Raw genomic sequence first — 16,115 nt, 5'->3', positions numbered from 1 at the left:
GAAACCTGCTGCCGGAGAAATCACCATGCCCGAGTATCAAGCTCCCCTGCGCGACATGTGCTTCCTGATCGATCATGTCTTCGACTTTCATGGCGGTTACGCCGCACTGGGAGCCAGCGACGCCAGCCCGGACATGGTCCGCGCGATCCTCGAGGAAGGGGCGAAGTTCTGCGAGAACGTCCTGGCGCCGCTGAACCGCTCCGGTGACGAGGAAGGCTGCCATTTCGACAATGGCGTCGTAACCACCCCCAAAGGTTTCAAACAGGCTTTCGCCCAATACGTCGAAGGCGGCTGGCATGGCTTGGCCGCCGATCCTGCCTATGGTGGCCAGGGTCTGCCCCATTCCCTGGGGCTGGTGATCAGCGAGATGGTGGGTTCCAGCAACACCTCCTGGGGCATGTACCCGGGGCTGACCCATGGTGCGATGTCGGCGATTCATGCCCATGGCACCGCCGAACAGAAGCAGCTGTACCTGAACAAGCTCACCGCAGGGCAGTGGACCGGCACCATGTGCCTGACCGAGGCCCATTGCGGTACCGACCTGGGCATCATCAAGACCCGCGCGGTGCCACAGGCCGATGGCAGTTATGCGTTATCGGGGAGCAAGATTTTCATCTCTGCCGGCGAGCACGACATGAGTGAAAACATTATTCACTTGGTGCTGGCGAAACTGCCGGACGCCCCGGCCGGGACCAAAGGCATTTCCCTGTTCATCGTGCCAAAGTTCCTGCCGGACGCAGCAGGTGAAGTCGGTGAGCGCAATGGTGTGAGTTGCGGCTCCATCGAGCACAAGATGGGAATCAAGGCCTCGGCCACCTGTGTACTGAACTTCGACGGCGCCAAGGGCTTCCTGATCGGCGAGGCCAACAAAGGCCTGAACTGCATGTTCACCATGATGAATCACGCGCGCCTGGGCACCGGAATGCAGGGGCTGTGCCTGGGGGAGGCCAGCTTTCAGGGAGCGATCAAGTACGCCAACGATCGTTTGCAGATGCGCTCTTTGTCCGGGCCCAAGGCGCCGGACAAGGCGGCTGACCCGATCATCGTCCACCCCGACGTGCGGCGCATGCTGCTGACCATGAAGGCGTTCAATGAGGGCAACCGGGCTTTGGCCTATTTCACCGCCCAATTGCTGGATGTGGCTCATCTGAGTCGCGACCAGGCGCAGCGTCAGCAGGCAGAGGACCTCCTGGCGTTCCTCACCCCGATCTGCAAGGCCTTCATGACCGAGACCGGGCTGGAGGTGACCAATCACGGCATGCAGGTGTTTGGCGGCCATGGCTACATTCGTGAGTGGGGCATGGAACAGCTGGTGCGTGACTGTCGCATCGCGCCAATCTATGAGGGCACCAACGGTATCCAGGCCCTGGACCTGCTGGGCCGCAAGGTGCTGGGTAGCCAGGGCAAGCTGTTGCTGGGTTTCACCAGGATCGTGCACAAGTTCTGCGTGGCCAATGCCGAGCATCCGCAGTTGAAGGCCCACGTTGCGCAGCTCGATGGTCTGAATCGTCAATGGGGCGAGTTGACCACCCAGGTGGGCATGGCCGCCATGAAGAACCCGGAGGAAGTGGGTGCCGCAGCCCTGGATTACTTGATGTACAGCGGTTACATCGTCCTGGGCTATCTCTGGCTGCGTATGGCCCTGGTGGCTCAGCAACAACTCGATGCGGGTGAAAGCGACGGCGATTTCGCCACCGCCAAGCTGGCCACCTGTGCGTTTTACTTCAAGCGCCTGCTGCCACGTACCGGCGCCCATCTGGCGGCAATCGAAGCAGGCAGTGATTGCGTGATGAGCCTGCCGGCGGAGATGTTCGCCTTGTAAGTACGCTGATGTGCCCTGGACAAGGCCCGCTTCTCGCGGGCTTTTTCTTGCGAGGATCTGGTTGTGACTAAAATTAACAATAAAGTCATGAGTTGACCCTATGTGTCGCAAAAGTTGTTCGGGTACACTCGGCTTTTCGTAAATGGGCCCGTTGTGGCCCGCTTGTTTAGATCTTGCGAGGTTTGCCATGGCTGACTACAAAGCGCCCCTGCGCGATATGCGCTTCGTCCTCAATGAAGTCTTCGAGGTCGCCAAACTCTGGGCTCAACTGCCAGCTCTGGCCGAAACTGTGGACGCCGAGACGGTTGAGGCGATTCTGGAGGAAGCGGGCAAAGTCACTGCCAGAAGCATCGCTCCGCTGAGCCGTAGCGCCGATGAGGAAGGTTGTCACTGGAAGGACACGACAGTGACCACTCCGGAAGGTTTTCCACAGGCCTACCAGACGTACGCCGAAGGCGGCTGGGTCGGTGTGGGCGGTGATCCGGAGTTCGGTGGCATGGGGATGCCCAAGGCGGTATCGGCCCAGGTCGAAGAAATGGTCAATTCCGCGAGCCTGGCCTTCGGCCTGTATCCCATGCTGACCGCCGGGGCTTGCCTGTCGATTAACGCCCACGCCAGCGAAGAGCTGAAAACCACCTACCTGCCGAACATGTACGCTGGTGTCTGGGCCGGTTCCATGTGCCTGACCGAGCCCCATGCCGGTACCGACCTGGGGATTATTCGCACCAAGGCCGAGCCTCAGTCTGACGGTTCCTATGCCATCAGCGGGACCAAGATCTTCATTACCGGTGGTGAGCACGACCTGACGGAAAACATCATTCACCTGGTGCTGGCCAAGCTGCCGGATGCGCCGGCCGGGCCCAAGGGGATCTCCCTGTTTCTGGTGCCCAAGTTCATGGTCAACGTCGATGGCAGCCTGGGTGAGCGCAACCCGGTGAGCTGCGGTTCGATCGAACACAAGATGGGTATCCAGGCCTCGGCCACCTGTGTGATGAACTTCGATCAAGCCATAGGTTATCTGGTGGGCGAGCCGAACAAGGGCTTGGCAGCAATGTTCACCATGATGAACTACGAGCGCCTGGGTGTGGGTATCCAGGGGCTGGCCACCGGTGAGCGCTCCTATCAGAACGCTGTGGAATATGCCCGTGACCGCCTGCAGAGCCGTTCGCCGACCGGGCCACAAGCCAAGGACAAGGTCGCCGACCCGATCATCGTGCACCCGGACGTGCGGCGCATGCTGCTGACCATGAAGGCTGCCAACGAAGGTGGCCGGGCATTCTCCACCTATGTGGCGATGCAGCTGGATACCGCCAAGTTCAGCGAAAATGCCGAGACCCGCAAGCGCGCGGAAAGCCTGGTGGCCTTGCTGACTCCCGTGGCCAAGGCGTTCCTTACTGACCTTGGCCTGGAGACCACGGTTCATGGCCAGCAGATCTTCGGCGGCCACGGCTACATCCGTGAGTGGGGCCAGGAGCAGTTGGTGCGCGACGTGCGGATCACCCAGATCTATGAAGGCACCAACGGCATTCAGGCGCTGGACCTGGTGGGGCGCAAGATCGTCGGCAGCGGCGGCGCGTTCTACAGCCTGTTCGCCGATGAAATTCGCCATTTCACCGCCACCGCCGATGGGAAACTGGGCGAATTCACTCGGCCTTTGAATGAGGCTCTGGATAATCTGGATGAGCTGACAGCCTGGCTGTTGGATCGGGCCATCAGTAACCCCAACGAGATCGGAGCGGCTTCGGTGGAGTACCTGCAGGTCTTTGGCTACACCGCCTACGCCTACATGTGGGCCCTGATGGCCAAGGCGGCGCTGGGCAAGGAGCAGGAAGAGGACTTCTATGCCAGCAAACTGGGGACTGCGCGGTTCTATTTTGCCCGTCTGCTGCCGCGTATTCACTCGCTGACCGCCTCGGTGAAAGCGGGTAGTGAATCGCTGTTCCTGTTAGAGGCTGAGCAGTTTTAATTGAGGAGAGCGTTTGTAAGTCATCTCTTACATAACGTGCTGCTGATCGTCCATATCGGTAGATGACGGCTGAGGCTAATCTACTTCACATGGACGTCGCGCAGGAAGCGCAAAGCAACAACATGGACACGTAGGATTCTGCCAGGATGGCGGAGTGAAAAGGATGTCAGGGAAACAGTCTGCAAAGCCCCGCTTCGGCGGGGTTTTCTTTTGTCTGGGTTTTTTATTTTCGCGACTTCAACCCAGGATTTCTGGCACCGCAGTGCCGCCCAAGCGCCCATCTTGGGTATTCATCGAATCCTCCAATAACGTCCTTAGCAGTTCCAGCGTTCCTTGTTGACGCTGCAGATCCCGACAGACCAATCCGACTTTCAATGGCACCCTCGGCTCGCTCAGAGGCTTCCACAGCAGTTCCTTGTTGCCGTGCTGTTGTTGTGAGCGCCCCGGAAGTACGGTGGCCAGTCGTGTATGGGGCAGGCTGTCGAGAATACCGGCCATATTGTTCAGCTCCGCCTGCACCTGGGGGCGCCGCCCCAGATTGGCCAGCTGCGCTTGCCAGATCTGGCGGATCTGAAACTCCTCGCCCAACAGCAGCATCGGCAACTCTGCAGCCTGGCTCATGGAGACCTTCTTGAACTCGCGCAGTGGATGCTGCTCGGGTATGACCAGTGTCAGCTCATCTTCATACAGCGGGACACCATGCAAACCTGGTTGGCGTGGCGGCAGGTAGCTGATGCCGATGTCCAGCGAGCCATTGAGCAAGCGTCGTTCGATCTCCAGGCCGGTCAATTCGTAGATCTGCACCACCAGGTGGGGCTGGGCCTTGCGCACTCGTTCAAGCATCTGCGGCACCAGGCTGCTATGCACCGTCTGCAGTACGCCGATGGCCAGGGTGCGCAGGGCCTGGCCCTTGAAGTTGCGCAGGGCCTCACGGGCTTGTTGCAGGCCGTCGAGCAAAGGCAGGGCGTGGTTGTACAGCGTATGGGCGGCCAGGGTCGGCAACAGGCGCTTGCTGCTGCGTTCAAACAGGCTGACGTCGAGGTTCTGCTCCAATTGACGGATCTGCTGGGAGAGTGCCGGTTGTGAGATCGACAGGCGCTCCGCTGCACGGCCCACGTGGCCTTCTTCATACACCGCGACGAAATAACGCAGTTGCTTGAAATCCATAAGTATTTCTTATCGAAAAAGCTTAAAAAACGAAATGGCCCGAAGCCCGCAAGACGCCTAGTCTAGCTCCTATTCACAGGGCTTACAGGGCCAAGACGCGCGATGAATACCGTTTACGTCGATGGTGTTTACATAGGCAAGGCAAAAAATCTCGGCCAGGGTCTGGTCATAGACACCGACAAGCACCCGGTTGCAAACCGTCTCTGGTTATGGCCACAAGGCCTGGGCAGCGATGAACAGGGTGATCCGCGCTTCCATACGGGCCCTGAGCGAGCTCTGCACCACTATCCCGCTGAGCATTACGCCCACTGGCGCAAACGTTATCCACAGTTCGATTGGACGGCTCCGGCCTTTGGGGAAAATCTCTCGACACGTGGCCTGACCGAAGATCAGGTGTGCCTGGGGGACATGTTCCGTTGGGGCGGTGCGCTGTTGCAGATCAGCCAGCCCCGTTCCCCTTGCTACCGTCTGAGCCAGCGTTGGGGCCTGGTCAATCTGCCCCAGCAAGCCCAGGACAACGGACGCTGCGGCTGGTTCTACCGGGTACTCAAACCCGGCTTTGTCCAGGCGGACGAACCCTTCGAACTGATCCAGCGCAGTTATCCCGGCTTGACCGTGGCCTGGGCCCTGCGCTGTTTTTTCCAGGAGCCTCTGGAGCACACAGGCCTGAAAACCCTGATTGATTGTCCGGCGCTGTCCTCGCGCTGGCGCGATATCGCCATCAAGCGTCTGCGCACCGGCTGTGTCGAGGATTGGTCCTCACGCCTGCTGGGCCTGCCGTTGGAGGGGCTGCGGGCATGAATCTGTTCAATCTGCGCCGTACTCCGCCAAGCCTGGACGATCTGGTTATCGAGCCCTGTGCGAGCGCCTCGGACGATGCCTGCGCCAGTGAGTGCCTGATGCCCAGCGTGCAGCGCCCGCAACCGGTGTTCGTCCGTGGCCAGGGCTCCTGGCTGTGGGACAGCAATGATCGCACCTACCTGGACTTCACTCAGGCCGGGGCCGCCAACAGCCTGGGCCACAGCCCTTCGGTACTGGTCAACGCCATCGCCGCTCAGGCCCAGTCGCTGATCAATCCCGGCTCGGGCTTCTACAACCGCGGCATGCTCAAGCTCGCCGACCGGCTGTGCCGTAGCACTGGTAGCGACCAGGCCTATCTGCTGAGCAGTGGCAGCGAAGCCTGTGAGGCGGCGATCAAGCTGGCACGCAAGTGGGGCCAGCTGCATCGTGGCGGCGCGGCGGGCATCATCACTGCCAGCCGCAGTTGTCATGGCCGTGGTTTTGCCGCGCTATCGGCTGCGGGCAATGGCTCTGCGGGCAATCGTTTCGAACCTCAGCTGCCAGGCTTCAGCCAGGTGCCCTTCAATGATCTGCCTGCTTTGCACGCGGCGGTGGATGCTCAGACCGTGGCCATCATGCTGGAGCCGATCCAGGGTGAAGCGGGGGTCATTCCGGCGACAGAACACTACCTCAAAGGGGTGGAGCGCCTGTGTCGTGAGCTGGGCATTCTGTTGATCCTCGATGAAGTCCAGACCGGCATCGGCCGTTGCGGCACCCTCTTGGCCGAGCAATTGTATGGCGTGCGCGCTGACATCATCACCTTGGGCAAGGGCCTCGGCGGCGGGGTGCCCCTGGCGGCGTTGCTGGCACGGGGCAAGGCCTGTTGTTTCGAACAGGGCGAGCTGGACGGCACCCACCACGGCAATGCATTGATGACCTCCGCCGGCCTGGCCGTGTTGGACAGTCTGCAGGAGCATGGTTTTCTGCAGCAAGTGCGCAGCAACGGTCAGTACCTGGGACAGCAGTTGACCCAACTGGCGGGCCGTTATGCCCAGGGCGAGGTACGAGGGCATGGATTGTTCTGGGGTATGAGCCTGGCGGACGACTCAGCGCAGGAGGTACTCAAGGCAGCGTTGCACGAGGGCCTGTTGCTCAGTGCTGCGCAATCGGACTGTTTGCGTTTCACCCCGGCCTTGAGTGTCAGCAAGGGCAATATCGACGAAATGCTCCTGCGCCTGACCCGGGCCTTTTCCCGCGTGCGGACCGCGCAGTTGCAATGCCGCAAGGGAGTAGCTGTCTGAAATCTGTGCTGATCCTGAAGCATTCTCTGACGATCGGTGCCGAGCACATCCGACTTTACGTTGACTGAATTCCTGAACCGTCTCGCGGTATAACGCGTCGCCCCGTGTCCGATTTTTCGCACGGGGCGTTTTTTTGTCTCCGGGCTGTTCAGGAGGGCAAGATTTGCGGTGAACCCTGGCACGCGGCCAGGGTCGATTGCTGGTGAGGCTCAGCCGAGCCCGACTTCTATCAGGAGCTGCCCTATGGACTTGATTCGCATCATCTTCGCCATTCTCTTGCCGCCCTTGGGGGTCTTTCTGCAAGTGGGCTTTGGCGGCGCTTTCTGGCTGAACATCCTGCTGACCCTGTGCGGATACATCCCCGGTATCGTGCACGCGGTGTATATCATCGCTAAACGCTGATTATCCAAGCTGCCCGTTCCAACGGAACGGGCAGCACCCGCTCAGCATTGCGCTTGCAGCACCTTCTGATAAAACCGCCATTCCTGTTCCAGCGCATGAGCCTGATTGTCCGCCTTGCGAAAGCCGTGGCGCTCATCCGGGTAGTAATGGGCCTCGGCGGCGATGCCCTGGTCCTGGAGCGCCTTGAGCATGTCGCGGGTTTGCTGGGGCACCACCACGGCGTCCAACTCACCCTGAAAAAACACCACGGGCACGCTGATGTTGCTGGCGTACAGCAGTGGCGTCCGCTCCAGATAGCGCTCGTTATCCTGCTCTGGATCGCCAATCAGCCAGTCCAGATAATCCCCCTCGAACTTGTGCGTGGAGCGGGTCAGGGCAATGGGATCGCTGACCCCGTATAGGCTGGCGCCGGCACAGAAGACCTTGGCGAAGGCCAGGGCGCAAAGGGTGGTGTAGCCCCCGGCGCTGCCGCCACGGATGAACGCCAGCTTTGGGTCGATCAGCCCTTGTTGGTCCAGATAGGACACCACCGCACAGGCATCTTCCACGTCCACTTCGCCCCAGCGCAGATGCAGGGCCTGGCGATAGGCCCGGCCATAACCGCTGCTGCCCCGGTAGTTCAGGTCGGCCACGGCAAAACCGCGCTGGGTCCAGAACTGGATGCGCGGGTCCAGGATCGGATAGCAGGCAGAGGTCGGGCCGCCGTGAATGAACACCACCAGAGGTGGTCTGTTGACGCCATTCATGGCCGGGTAGAAGAAACCGTGGGCCTGTCCTTCGCCGCTGGGATAGCACAGGGGTTGCGGTCGGCTGATGCGCTCCTTCGGCAGTGGCGCGACACCGCCGGCCAACACATGCACCTGCCGGGTTTCACGTTCGATGGCGATGATGGCCGAAGGACTGACAGGGGACGCCGCGATGCAATACAGGTAGCGCTTATCCAGCGCCAGGCCGCGAAAGCGGCTGTAGTTGCCGCTGAAGTCCTGTTGCGAACCGTCGGCGTGACTCAGTCCGAGACGGCCAAACCCTTCCTCGGTCCAACTGCCGAACCAGGAGTCCCCGCCAAGGGGCATCCAGGTGCGACACCCCAACTGCCAGGGGGCAGGGGCATGATCAGCTGCGGCACAGGGCAGCGGCCGCAAGCCGCTGGCCGATTCGGCCCAGGGTTGCCAGAAACCCTGGCGATCCGTGAGGCAATAGAGTTGGTTGTGCTGATCGAAGCGCGGTTGTTGCAGGGACTCTTCCTGGCCATCACCGGCCATGCAACGGGGATCACCCCAAGTGCTATCGGCCAGGCGTTCGACGAGCATCAGGCGAGTGCTGGTCCAGGGCTGATGGGGGCGATCCCATTCGATCCAGGCCAGGCGTTGGCCATTGGGGCTCAAGGTCGGAGCGGCATAGAAGCCGGCTCCGGCGGCGAGCAGGCGGCGCTGGCCGCTGTGGATGTCGATGGCCACCAGCCGGTGCTCGTTGGCGCACTCTTCCACGGCCAGTACTTGATCGGCGTGAGCATGCAGGTCCCCGTAGCGCCAGTCGCCCTGGGTCAGGGCCACTGGCGCGCCGTCTGTCAGTGGCTGCCGATACAGTTGCTGGTCCGCTTCATTGACGAACAGCAGGAAGTCGCCGCTGAGGCAGAAGGCGCCCCCGCCGTATTCATAGACGCGGCTGCGGACGCTGAACCCCGGCGGCGTCAGGCAGCGGGCCTGGCCTTGCTGCCAATGCCAGATCCGGCAGCTGGCGTCCGCAGGACGGTATTCATTCCAGAACACGCCATCGGGTGTCAGTTGCAGCTCGGCAAAATCGATCCCGGCGGTGGTGGCCTGGTTGGCGCTGAAGGGCTCAACCCTTGGCGATGAGGCGTGAGTTTCGTTCATTGCGAAAGGCCAGTTGTTCAATGGTTTGGGTGGCCGTTTCGGATTCTTCGCGGGCCTTGAGAATCATCCCGTGGTGTTCCGATTTACTGCACACCGGGTCGGCATTGCTGGCGTCCCCCGTGAGCATGAAGGCTTGGCAGCGGCAGCCGCCGAAGTCCTTTTCTTTCTCGTCGCAGGAGCGGCATGGCTCCGGCATCCAATCGTAACCGCGAAAGCGGTTGAAGCCGAAGGAGTCGTACCAGATGTGCTGCATGCTGTGGTCGCGCACATTGGGGAACTTCACCGCCATTTGCCGCGCACCGTGGCAGGGCAGGGCGGTGCCGTCCGGGGTGACGGTGAGGAAGATGCTGCCCCAGCCGTTCATGCAGGCCTTGGGACGCTCCTCGTAGTAGTCCGGGGTGACGAAAATCAGCTTGCAGGGGTGCCCCTGGGCTTCCAGCTTGGCGCGGTATTCGTTAGTGATGCGTTCCGCGCGCACCAGTTGCTCCCGGGTGGGCAGCAGGCCGACGCGGTTGAGCTGGGCCCAGCCGTAGAACTGGCAGGTGGCGAGTTCGACGAAGTCGGCTTCCAGGGCAATGCACAGCTCGATGATGCGGTCGATCTTGTCGATGTTGTGCCGGTGGGTGACGAAATTCAGCACCATCGGATAGCCGTGAGCCTTGACCGCACGGGCCATCTCCAGCTTCTGGGCGAAGGCTTTCCTGGAACCGGCCAGCAGGTTGTTCACTTGCTCGTCGCTGGCCTGGAAGCTGATCTGGATATGGTCCAGGCCGGCTTTCTTGAAGTCGCTGATCTTCTGCTCGGTCAGGCCGATGCCGGAGGTGATCAAGTTGGTATAGAAGCCCAGCTTGCGCGCCTCGCCGATCAGTTCGGCGAGGTCCTGGCGCACCAACGGCTCGCCCCCAGAGAAGCCCAACTGCGCCGCGCCCATCTCCCGCGCTTCACGGAACACCTTGATCCACTGTTCGGTGCTCAGCTCCTTGCCCTGCTCGGCAAAGTCCAGCGGATTGGAACAGTAGGGGCATTGCAGTGGGCAGCGATAGGTCAGCTCGGCCAGCAGCCACAATGGCAGGCCGACTTCCGGTTTGTCGGGCAGCAGCACCGATTCAGCCGAGTTCGATCCAGTGCTGGGCACGGGCGACCTCCATGAACTGCTCGATGTCGTCACCGAGCTCGGCCACGCCTGGGAACTGCAGCTGAAGTTCCTTGATGATCGCCGCCACGTCGCGCTCGCCGTCGATCAGGCCGCCAATCAGCGCGGCGCTGTCATTGAGCTTGATCATGCCTTCCGGGTAGAGCAATACATGGCCCTTTTGTGCCGGCTCGTACTGGAAGCGGTAGCCGGGACGCCAGCGTGGGGTTTTGCTGCGGTCGAAACTCATAGGGTGATCCCCTTATGCCAGACCCGCTGATCGGTGACGCTGTGATAGGGCGGGCGGTTCAATTCATAGGCCATGCTCATGGCGTCGAGCATGCTCCAAAGGATGTCCAGTTTGAACTGGAGAATTTCCAGCATGCGTTCCTGACCGGCACGGGTGGTGTAGTGCTGCAGGGTGATCGCCAGGCCGTGCTCGACATCGCGACGGGCCTGGCCCAGACGGGTGCGGAAGTACTCGTAGCCGGTCGGGTCGATCCACGGGTAATGCTGGGGCCAGCTGTCCAGGCGCGACTGGTGGATCTGCGGGGCGAAGAGCTCGGTCAGCGAACTGCTGGCGGCTTCCTGCCAGCTGGCGCGGCGGGCGAAGTTGACGTAGGCGTCCACGGCAAAACGTACGCCGGGCAGCACCAGCTCCTGGGAGCGCAGCTGGTCCGGGTCCAGGCCCACGGCCTGGCCCAGACGCAGCCAGGCTTCGATGCCACCGTCTTCACCCGGGGCGCCGTCATGGTCCAGCAGGCGCTGGATCCACTCGCGGCGAATTTCCCGGTCCGGGCAGTTGGCGAGGATCGCCGCATCCTTCATGGGGATGTTCACCTGGTAGTAGAAGCGGTTGGCGACCCAGCCCTGGATCTGTTCGCGGCTCGCCCGGCCTTCATACATCGCCACGTGATAGGGGTGATGGATGTGGTAGTAGGCGCCCTTGGCGCGCAGTGCCTGCTCGAATTCGGCGGGGGACAGCGAGGTGTCGGTCATGTGTGTTCTCCGGGGGGCTGCCCTTTCGTGGGCAAGCCCGCCCCTACGCAAAGGGGCCAAGGCTCTTGGGTCGAGCTTGTGGGCGATACGGCCTACAGCTCAATACTCATTCCGTCGTAAGCCACTTCCACCTTTCGGCGTACCAGTTCGGCACGTTCGGCGGAGTCTTCGTCGAGGATCGGGTTGGTGTTGTTGATGTGGATCAGCACCTTGCGCTGGCGGGGCAGCTGTTCCAGCACTTCTAGCATGCCGCCGGGGCCGTTCTGGGCCAGGTGGCCCATTTCCCGGCCGGTGCGGGTACCGACGCCACGGCGCTGCATTTCATCGTCTTCCCACAGGGTGCCGTCCAGCAGCAGGCAATCGCTGGCGGACATGATCTCCAGCAGCGGCGCGTCCACCTTGCCCAGGCCCGGCGCGTAGAAGAGCTTACCGCCGCTGCGCAGGTCTTCGACGATCAGGCCGATGTTGTCTCCTGGGTGCGGGTCGAAACGATGGGGCGAATAGGGCGGTGCGGCACTGCGCAGGGGCAGGGGGGTGAAGCGCAGGTTGGGGCAGGCCGGAACCGTGAAACTCTGGTCGAGCTCGATGCGGTTCCAGTTCAGGCCGCCGTTCCAGTGGCTGAGCATCTTGAACAGGGGGAAACCGGTGCTCAGGTCTTCGTGGACCATGTCGGTGCACCAGACTTGATGCGGGCAGCCTTCGCGCAGGCTGAGCAGGCCGGTGGTGTGATCGATCTGGCTGTCCATGAGGATGATGGCGCTGATCCCGCTGTCCCGCAGTGCGCGGCCCGGTTGCATGGGGGCAAAACCCTGCAGTTGGGCGCGGATGTCCGGGGAGGCATTGCACAGTACCCAGTTCACCCCGTCATCGGAAATTGCGATGGACGATTGGGTGCGAGCCTGGGCCCGCAGGCTGCCGTCGCGAAACCCTGCGCAGTTCACGCAGTTGCAGTTCCACTGCGGAAAACCACCGCCGGCGGCGGAACCTAGAATCTGGACAAACATGGACGCTCCCTGGGATGAAGGCATGAAAAAGACGGAGAACTGAAAATAAAAACGCCCCGGACGGGCCGAGGCGTTGCGCTGCGTTTTCTGGCCAGAGGCAGAAATCAGCGGCTGGCGAAGTACATGGTGACTTCGAAGCCGATACGCAGGTCGGTGTAAGCAGGTTTGGACCAGGTCATAAAAATGCTCCTTTGAGGTGGGTGGGACGGGTATTGCCTATACATATAGTCCACCTCCGGCGGGAGATGTTCAGATGCTTAGGGGGCTATCTTACTAAATTCCCGCAAAAGGTTGCCCGCAATTCTGAAGAAAGCTCGTTGCAGTACCCGTAATGATCATTCTGCCGCTTGCCAGGGCGCTCCCGGACAAGGTCCGTTCGCCAGCACTGTCCAGCCTCCTGTCGCCGAATGCAGGGCCGTGGCGGCCTGGGTCACGGCTAAGGGCGTGAGGGCCAGGATGCTGTCGTGCAGCCGCTCCAGATAATCCGACGGATGGCCGGCCAGTTTCGCCTGCCACAGCAGTTCAGCGGCTTGCTCCAGGGGCAGGAGCGAGGCTTGGAACTGTTGAGCCAGAGCCTGTCGCTGCTCGTTCCAGAGCTGCTCGCTGAGCGCCTGGAGCTGTTCCGGCAACTGCTGGAGGAACTGTTCCAGGTGCTGAAGTATTTCCGTGAGCGTCGCCTTGGGGGATTGCACGCCGAACAGCAGGCCGGTCTGGCCATTGCGTTGGCGGATGCCGCTGAACACCGCATAGCCCAACTGCAATTCCACCCGCAGGCGCTGATAGAACGGCGTCTGGCAGAGTTGGCCCAGCAGGCGCCAGGCCGCCTCATCGGCCAGGCGGGTGTCGGGCGTCGGGCAAAACAGCAGCAGGGCCTGTTCGCTGGATGTCCCGGGGTTCGTCTGCCAACGATAGGCGGCGTCTGGCGGTGAGGGTTGGCACAGGGTCGTCTCTGCTGTTCCCGGCATCTTTTGCAGCGCTTGGCCGAGGGCTTCCTGAGTGCCGGCTGATAGCGCCAGGGCCAGGCCATCCCATCGAGCCCCGGCCCACAGCACTTGCAGGGTTTGGGGTTGTGCAACTGTCGGCTCGCCGGGTTGTGGCTGCTCGCTGAAGGCCTTGAGCAACTGACGGATCGGCATCAAGGGGGCATCGTCTGTCGTAGCTGCGCGCTCCAGCCAGAACGATTCGGCGGGCTGGTTCAGTTGTTTCAGCGCCTGTTGCAGCACCGCGGGCATGGGTTGCTGCAGGCCACTGAGTCTGAGCAACCAATCAGCGCCACTGTTGGAGAAACTCAGGGCTACTCCGGCCTGGCCGGCGTCGTCGCGCAAGGGTGCCAGGCTGCGCAGCAGGCGTTCGTGCAAGCCGGTCGGAGCGGGTGAAGCCAGGCGCCAGCGCAGAATCAAGGCCCCTTCGCGGTTATCCGCAGGCAGCGCCTGGCTGAGGTTCAACGCCGAGCTCTCTCGCCGGCTTCGCGAGCGATCCTGGGCGAAGGTGCGTAGTCCCCGGTGTGCGCTGGTCTGCCCGCGAATCAGTCCTGCCCGCGGTGCCTCGGCGGTGCTGCGCAGGAAAGGATTACCCGGTGGCAGGCGCCACTCGCTGCTGAAGTTATCCACAACCTGCGGCTGCAACTGCGCCAGCAGCACCTTGAGGGCCTTGAGTCCTTGCACATCCAGCTCGCCGACGGTCTGCCGGCTGTCCCGTTGGGCCAACTCCAGGGCGCTGCCGACTTGCAGCTGGCGTTGTTGCAGCAAGGCATATTCTGTTCGCAGCGCTGGCCAATCGTCCTGGGCGCTGAAGAAACCCAGCCAATCCGCTAGCTGTTCGCGGACCTGGGCCGGGGCCGTCGCCTCTGTTGTGCTCAGGTTCAACTGCAGATGCAGCAGGGCTTGCCCGGCAAACTCGTACAGCGTCTGCGCCTTCAGGCTTTGGGCCAGTTGGCGTTGCTGGAGTCCGGCAAGCAGCCCGCCCGGCTTGGCGGACTGCAGCCAGGTGCAGAGAAAGTCCAGTGCGGGCGTTGCGCCCTCGGGCAGCTGTTCAAGGGTGAACAGCAGGTCCAGACGGTGAGCATCGAGCTGTTGATAAGTGCCGATGCCGGTAGTGGACAGTGCAGGAGGCACGCTCTGCTCAAGACGCTGGCCTTCCGGTAGATCTGCGCCATAGCGTGTGACCAGGGCGCGGAGTTCTTCCAGAGACTGTGGCCCGGCGAGGCTCAGGGTCATTTGCCTGGCCTGGTAAAAGTCTCGGTGAAATTGCTGCAGCGCTTGCTGAAAAGCCTGGCTGGGCAGATTGAGGCTGTAGCGGTTGCCAGCATGGAAGGCCCGCAGCGGGTGAGCGGCGGACAGGCCGTCGAACAGTGCGAACTGACGTTGCGCCGCCCCATCCCGGGACCAGGCGATAAATTCCGCATGCAGCACTTCTCGCTCCCGGCGCTGGTCCTCAAGGCTCATCCGCGGTCGGACGAGCATGTCGCACAGACGCTCCAGGCCGCCGGCCAGGGCGCTGACCGGCAGCTCGAAAAAGAACTCGGTCGCGCGCTCACAGGTCTTGGCGTTCAGTTGTCCTCCCTGGCCCCGCACATAGGCCATCAATCCCTGTTCGACGGGGAAGCGCTCGGTGCCGAGAAACAGCAGGTGTTCCAGGAAGTGCGCCAGCCCGGGCCAGGCCGATGGTACGTCGTGGCTGCCGGCAGATACCCGCAGTGCAGCGGCGCAACGTTTCAAATGAGGGGCATGACGCAAGGACACCCGCAGGCCATTGGCCAGGGTTTCCACGTGAGGCAGAGGGTGGTTCAGCGCGGGCATGAGCACTTCCAGAACAGAGAAGCGCCCATGCTAGCGGATATCCCCGGATCAGCGCTTGCTCAGGTCGTCGTATAGCTCGGGACGGCGATCGGCAAGATAGCGGTTCAGTGCCCGGGATTCGTGCATCAGCTGACGGTCCAGGGTGCCGATGATCAGGGCCTCGTCCAGTCCGGCCAGGGCGATCCGGCTACCGTCGGGGGCGGCGATGCTGCTTTGGCCGCAATAGCGGATCTGATCTTCCCGGCCGCAGTAGTTGGCGTAGGCCACGTAACATTGGTTTTCGAATGCCCGTGCGCGAATGGTCACATCGGCGACGAAGTCGTAGGGAATCATGTTCGCTGTCGGCACCAGGATCAGCTCGGCACCGGCCAGGGCCAGACGCCGGGCGTTCTCCGGGAACTCGATGTCGTAGCAGATCAGGAAACCGAGCTTCCAGCCGTTGAGTTCCACCAGGGGGAAGTCATCCGCGCCGGCGCTGAACATCGAGTGATCAAGGTCGCCGAACAGATGGGTCTTGCGGTAGTTGCACAGGCGCTGGCCGTGGGCGTCGATCAGTTGCACGGCGTTGTAGATCTGCCCGTCGGCGCTGCGTTCCGGATAGCCGTAGAGAATGGCCGTACCCGCCGCCTGGGCGATGGCGGCAATGCGCTGGGCCGAGGGGCCGTCCTGGGCCTCGGCCAGGGCGCCGACCGCTTCCACGCCGATGTTGTAGCCGCTGAGGAACATTTCCGGCAGCACCAGCAGATCGGCATCGGTGGCCTCCATGGCCACCTGATGCAAGCGTTGCAGATTGGCCGCCACGTCCAACGGCAATGGCGGGCACTGATACAGGGCGACACGCATGGTCCTCACTCCTCTGACTGGCTGACC

At 62.1% G+C, this 16,115-nt stretch carries 14 protein-coding genes; 5 read left to right on the top strand and 9 right to left on the bottom strand.

Features of this window, described 5'->3' with window-relative positions; translation table 11 throughout:
• Nucleotides 1–25: 25 nt before the first annotated feature.
• Together P7C00_RS29550 and P7C00_RS29545 are read left to right on the top strand one after the other, a co-directional pair.
• A complete protein-coding gene (locus tag P7C00_RS29550) occupies nt 26–1,822 on the top strand; it encodes an acyl-CoA dehydrogenase C-terminal domain-containing protein (RefSeq protein ID WP_404937798.1) in 1,797 nt (598 codons plus the stop codon).
• 187 nt (nt 1,823–2,009) lie between these two features.
• Entirely contained in the window at nt 2,010–3,788 is a 1,779-nt protein-coding gene (locus P7C00_RS29545; protein WP_404937797.1) for an acyl-CoA dehydrogenase C-terminal domain-containing protein, read from the top strand.
• A gap of 237 nt (nt 3,789–4,025) precedes the next feature.
• On the opposite strand, the gene P7C00_RS29540 is transcribed toward P7C00_RS29545, so the two are convergent.
• Nucleotides 4,026–4,955 (bottom strand): LysR family transcriptional regulator, encoded by a 930-nt coding sequence (locus P7C00_RS29540; protein WP_346633114.1) that lies wholly within the window; start codon nt 4,953–4,955, stop codon nt 4,026–4,028.
• A 102-nt stretch (nt 4,956–5,057) separates the two neighbouring features.
• Here P7C00_RS29540 and P7C00_RS29535 point away from each other — a divergent pair, with 102 nt between their 5' ends.
• From P7C00_RS29535 to P7C00_RS29525, 3 genes are all read left to right on the top strand, one after another.
• Nucleotides 5,058–5,756, top strand: coding sequence for an MOSC domain-containing protein (locus P7C00_RS29535; RefSeq protein ID WP_404937796.1), 699 nt, complete (start codon nt 5,058–5,060; stop codon nt 5,754–5,756).
• Nucleotides 5,753–7,036: an aminotransferase class III-fold pyridoxal phosphate-dependent enzyme gene (locus tag P7C00_RS29530; protein ID WP_346633112.1), complete on the top strand. Its 1,284-nt coding sequence runs from the start codon at nt 5,753–5,755 to the stop codon at nt 7,034–7,036. Before P7C00_RS29535 ends, P7C00_RS29530 begins: the two co-directional genes overlap by 4 nt.
• Nucleotides 7,037–7,279: 243 nt before the next feature.
• A complete protein-coding gene (locus P7C00_RS29525) occupies nt 7,280–7,438 on the top strand; it encodes a YqaE/Pmp3 family membrane protein (protein ID WP_011063854.1) in 159 nt (52 codons plus the stop codon).
• A 41-nt stretch (nt 7,439–7,479) separates the two neighbouring features.
• Here the strand turns inward: P7C00_RS29525 and P7C00_RS29520 are convergent, their stop codons facing one another.
• From P7C00_RS29520 to P7C00_RS29485, 8 genes are all read right to left on the bottom strand, one after another.
• Nucleotides 7,480–9,312, bottom strand: coding sequence for a S9 family peptidase (locus tag P7C00_RS29520; RefSeq protein ID WP_404937795.1), 1,833 nt, complete (start codon nt 9,310–9,312; stop codon nt 7,480–7,482).
• Complete coding sequence (pqqE, locus tag P7C00_RS29515) at nt 9,278–10,447, bottom strand: pyrroloquinoline quinone biosynthesis protein PqqE (protein WP_404937794.1); 1,170 nt, start codon at nt 10,445–10,447, stop codon at nt 9,278–9,280. The genes P7C00_RS29520 and pqqE overlap by 35 nt, the downstream gene beginning before the upstream one ends.
• Nucleotides 10,419–10,694: a pyrroloquinoline quinone biosynthesis peptide chaperone PqqD gene (gene pqqD, locus P7C00_RS29510; RefSeq protein ID WP_346633109.1), complete on the bottom strand. Its 276-nt coding sequence runs from the start codon at nt 10,692–10,694 to the stop codon at nt 10,419–10,421. Before pqqD ends, pqqE begins: the two co-directional genes overlap by 29 nt.
• A complete protein-coding gene (gene pqqC, locus P7C00_RS29505; RefSeq protein WP_404937793.1) occupies nt 10,691–11,443 on the bottom strand; it encodes a pyrroloquinoline-quinone synthase PqqC in 753 nt (250 codons plus the stop codon). Before pqqC ends, pqqD begins: the two co-directional genes overlap by 4 nt.
• A 92-nt stretch (nt 11,444–11,535) precedes the next feature.
• A complete protein-coding gene (gene pqqB / locus P7C00_RS29500) occupies nt 11,536–12,447 on the bottom strand; it encodes a pyrroloquinoline quinone biosynthesis protein PqqB (protein ID WP_102881051.1) in 912 nt (303 codons plus the stop codon).
• A gap of 104 nt (nt 12,448–12,551) precedes the next feature.
• Complete coding sequence (pqqA, locus tag P7C00_RS29495) at nt 12,552–12,626, bottom strand: pyrroloquinoline quinone precursor peptide PqqA (protein WP_003194766.1); 75 nt, start codon at nt 12,624–12,626, stop codon at nt 12,552–12,554.
• A 156-nt stretch (nt 12,627–12,782) separates the two neighbouring features.
• Nucleotides 12,783–15,245, bottom strand: a complete 2,463-nt coding sequence (pqqF, locus tag P7C00_RS29490; RefSeq protein ID WP_404937792.1) for a pyrroloquinoline quinone biosynthesis protein PqqF — start codon at nt 15,243–15,245, stop codon at nt 12,783–12,785.
• Between the two features lie 48 nt (nt 15,246–15,293).
• Nucleotides 15,294–16,088: a carbon-nitrogen hydrolase family protein gene (locus P7C00_RS29485; protein WP_346633105.1), complete on the bottom strand. Its 795-nt coding sequence runs from the start codon at nt 16,086–16,088 to the stop codon at nt 15,294–15,296.
• Nucleotides 16,089–16,115 lie beyond the last annotated feature (27 nt).

Origin of the sequence: Pseudomonas sp. JDS08PS003, assembly GCF_045013505.1 — a bacterium.
GTDB lineage: Bacteria > Pseudomonadota > Gammaproteobacteria > Pseudomonadales > Pseudomonadaceae > Aquipseudomonas > Aquipseudomonas protegens_B.
This window is presented reverse-complemented; position numbering and strand designations above follow the sequence as displayed.

What these genes read in the sequence shown, in the direction of transcription:
- P7C00_RS29485 (WP_346633105.1), bottom strand. Translation starts at nt 16,088, where the DNA reads ATGCGTGTCGCCCTGTATCAGTGCCCGCCATTGCCGTTGGACGTGGCG.
- pqqF (WP_404937792.1), bottom strand. Translation starts at nt 15,245, where the DNA reads ATGCCCGCGCTGAACCACCCTCTGCCTCACGTGGAAACCCTGGCCAAT.
- P7C00_RS29550 (WP_404937798.1), top strand. Translation starts at nt 26, where the DNA reads ATGCCCGAGTATCAAGCTCCCCTGCGCGACATGTGCTTCCTGATCGAT.
- P7C00_RS29520 (WP_404937795.1), bottom strand. Translation starts at nt 9,312, where the DNA reads ATGAACGAAACTCACGCCTCATCGCCAAGGGTTGAGCCCTTCAGCGCC.
- pqqB (WP_102881051.1), bottom strand. Translation starts at nt 12,447, where the DNA reads ATGTTTGTCCAGATTCTAGGTTCCGCCGCCGGCGGTGGTTTTCCGCAG.
- P7C00_RS29525 (WP_011063854.1), top strand. Translation starts at nt 7,280, where the DNA reads ATGGACTTGATTCGCATCATCTTCGCCATTCTCTTGCCGCCCTTGGGG.
- pqqD (WP_346633109.1), bottom strand. Translation starts at nt 10,694, where the DNA reads ATGAGTTTCGACCGCAGCAAAACCCCACGCTGGCGTCCCGGCTACCGC.
- P7C00_RS29530 (WP_346633112.1), top strand. Translation starts at nt 5,753, where the DNA reads ATGAATCTGTTCAATCTGCGCCGTACTCCGCCAAGCCTGGACGATCTG.
- P7C00_RS29545 (WP_404937797.1), top strand. Translation starts at nt 2,010, where the DNA reads ATGGCTGACTACAAAGCGCCCCTGCGCGATATGCGCTTCGTCCTCAAT.
- P7C00_RS29540 (WP_346633114.1), bottom strand. Translation starts at nt 4,955, where the DNA reads ATGGATTTCAAGCAACTGCGTTATTTCGTCGCGGTGTATGAAGAAGGC.
- pqqC (WP_404937793.1), bottom strand. Translation starts at nt 11,443, where the DNA reads ATGACCGACACCTCGCTGTCCCCCGCCGAATTCGAGCAGGCACTGCGC.
- P7C00_RS29535 (WP_404937796.1), top strand. Translation starts at nt 5,058, where the DNA reads ATGAATACCGTTTACGTCGATGGTGTTTACATAGGCAAGGCAAAAAAT.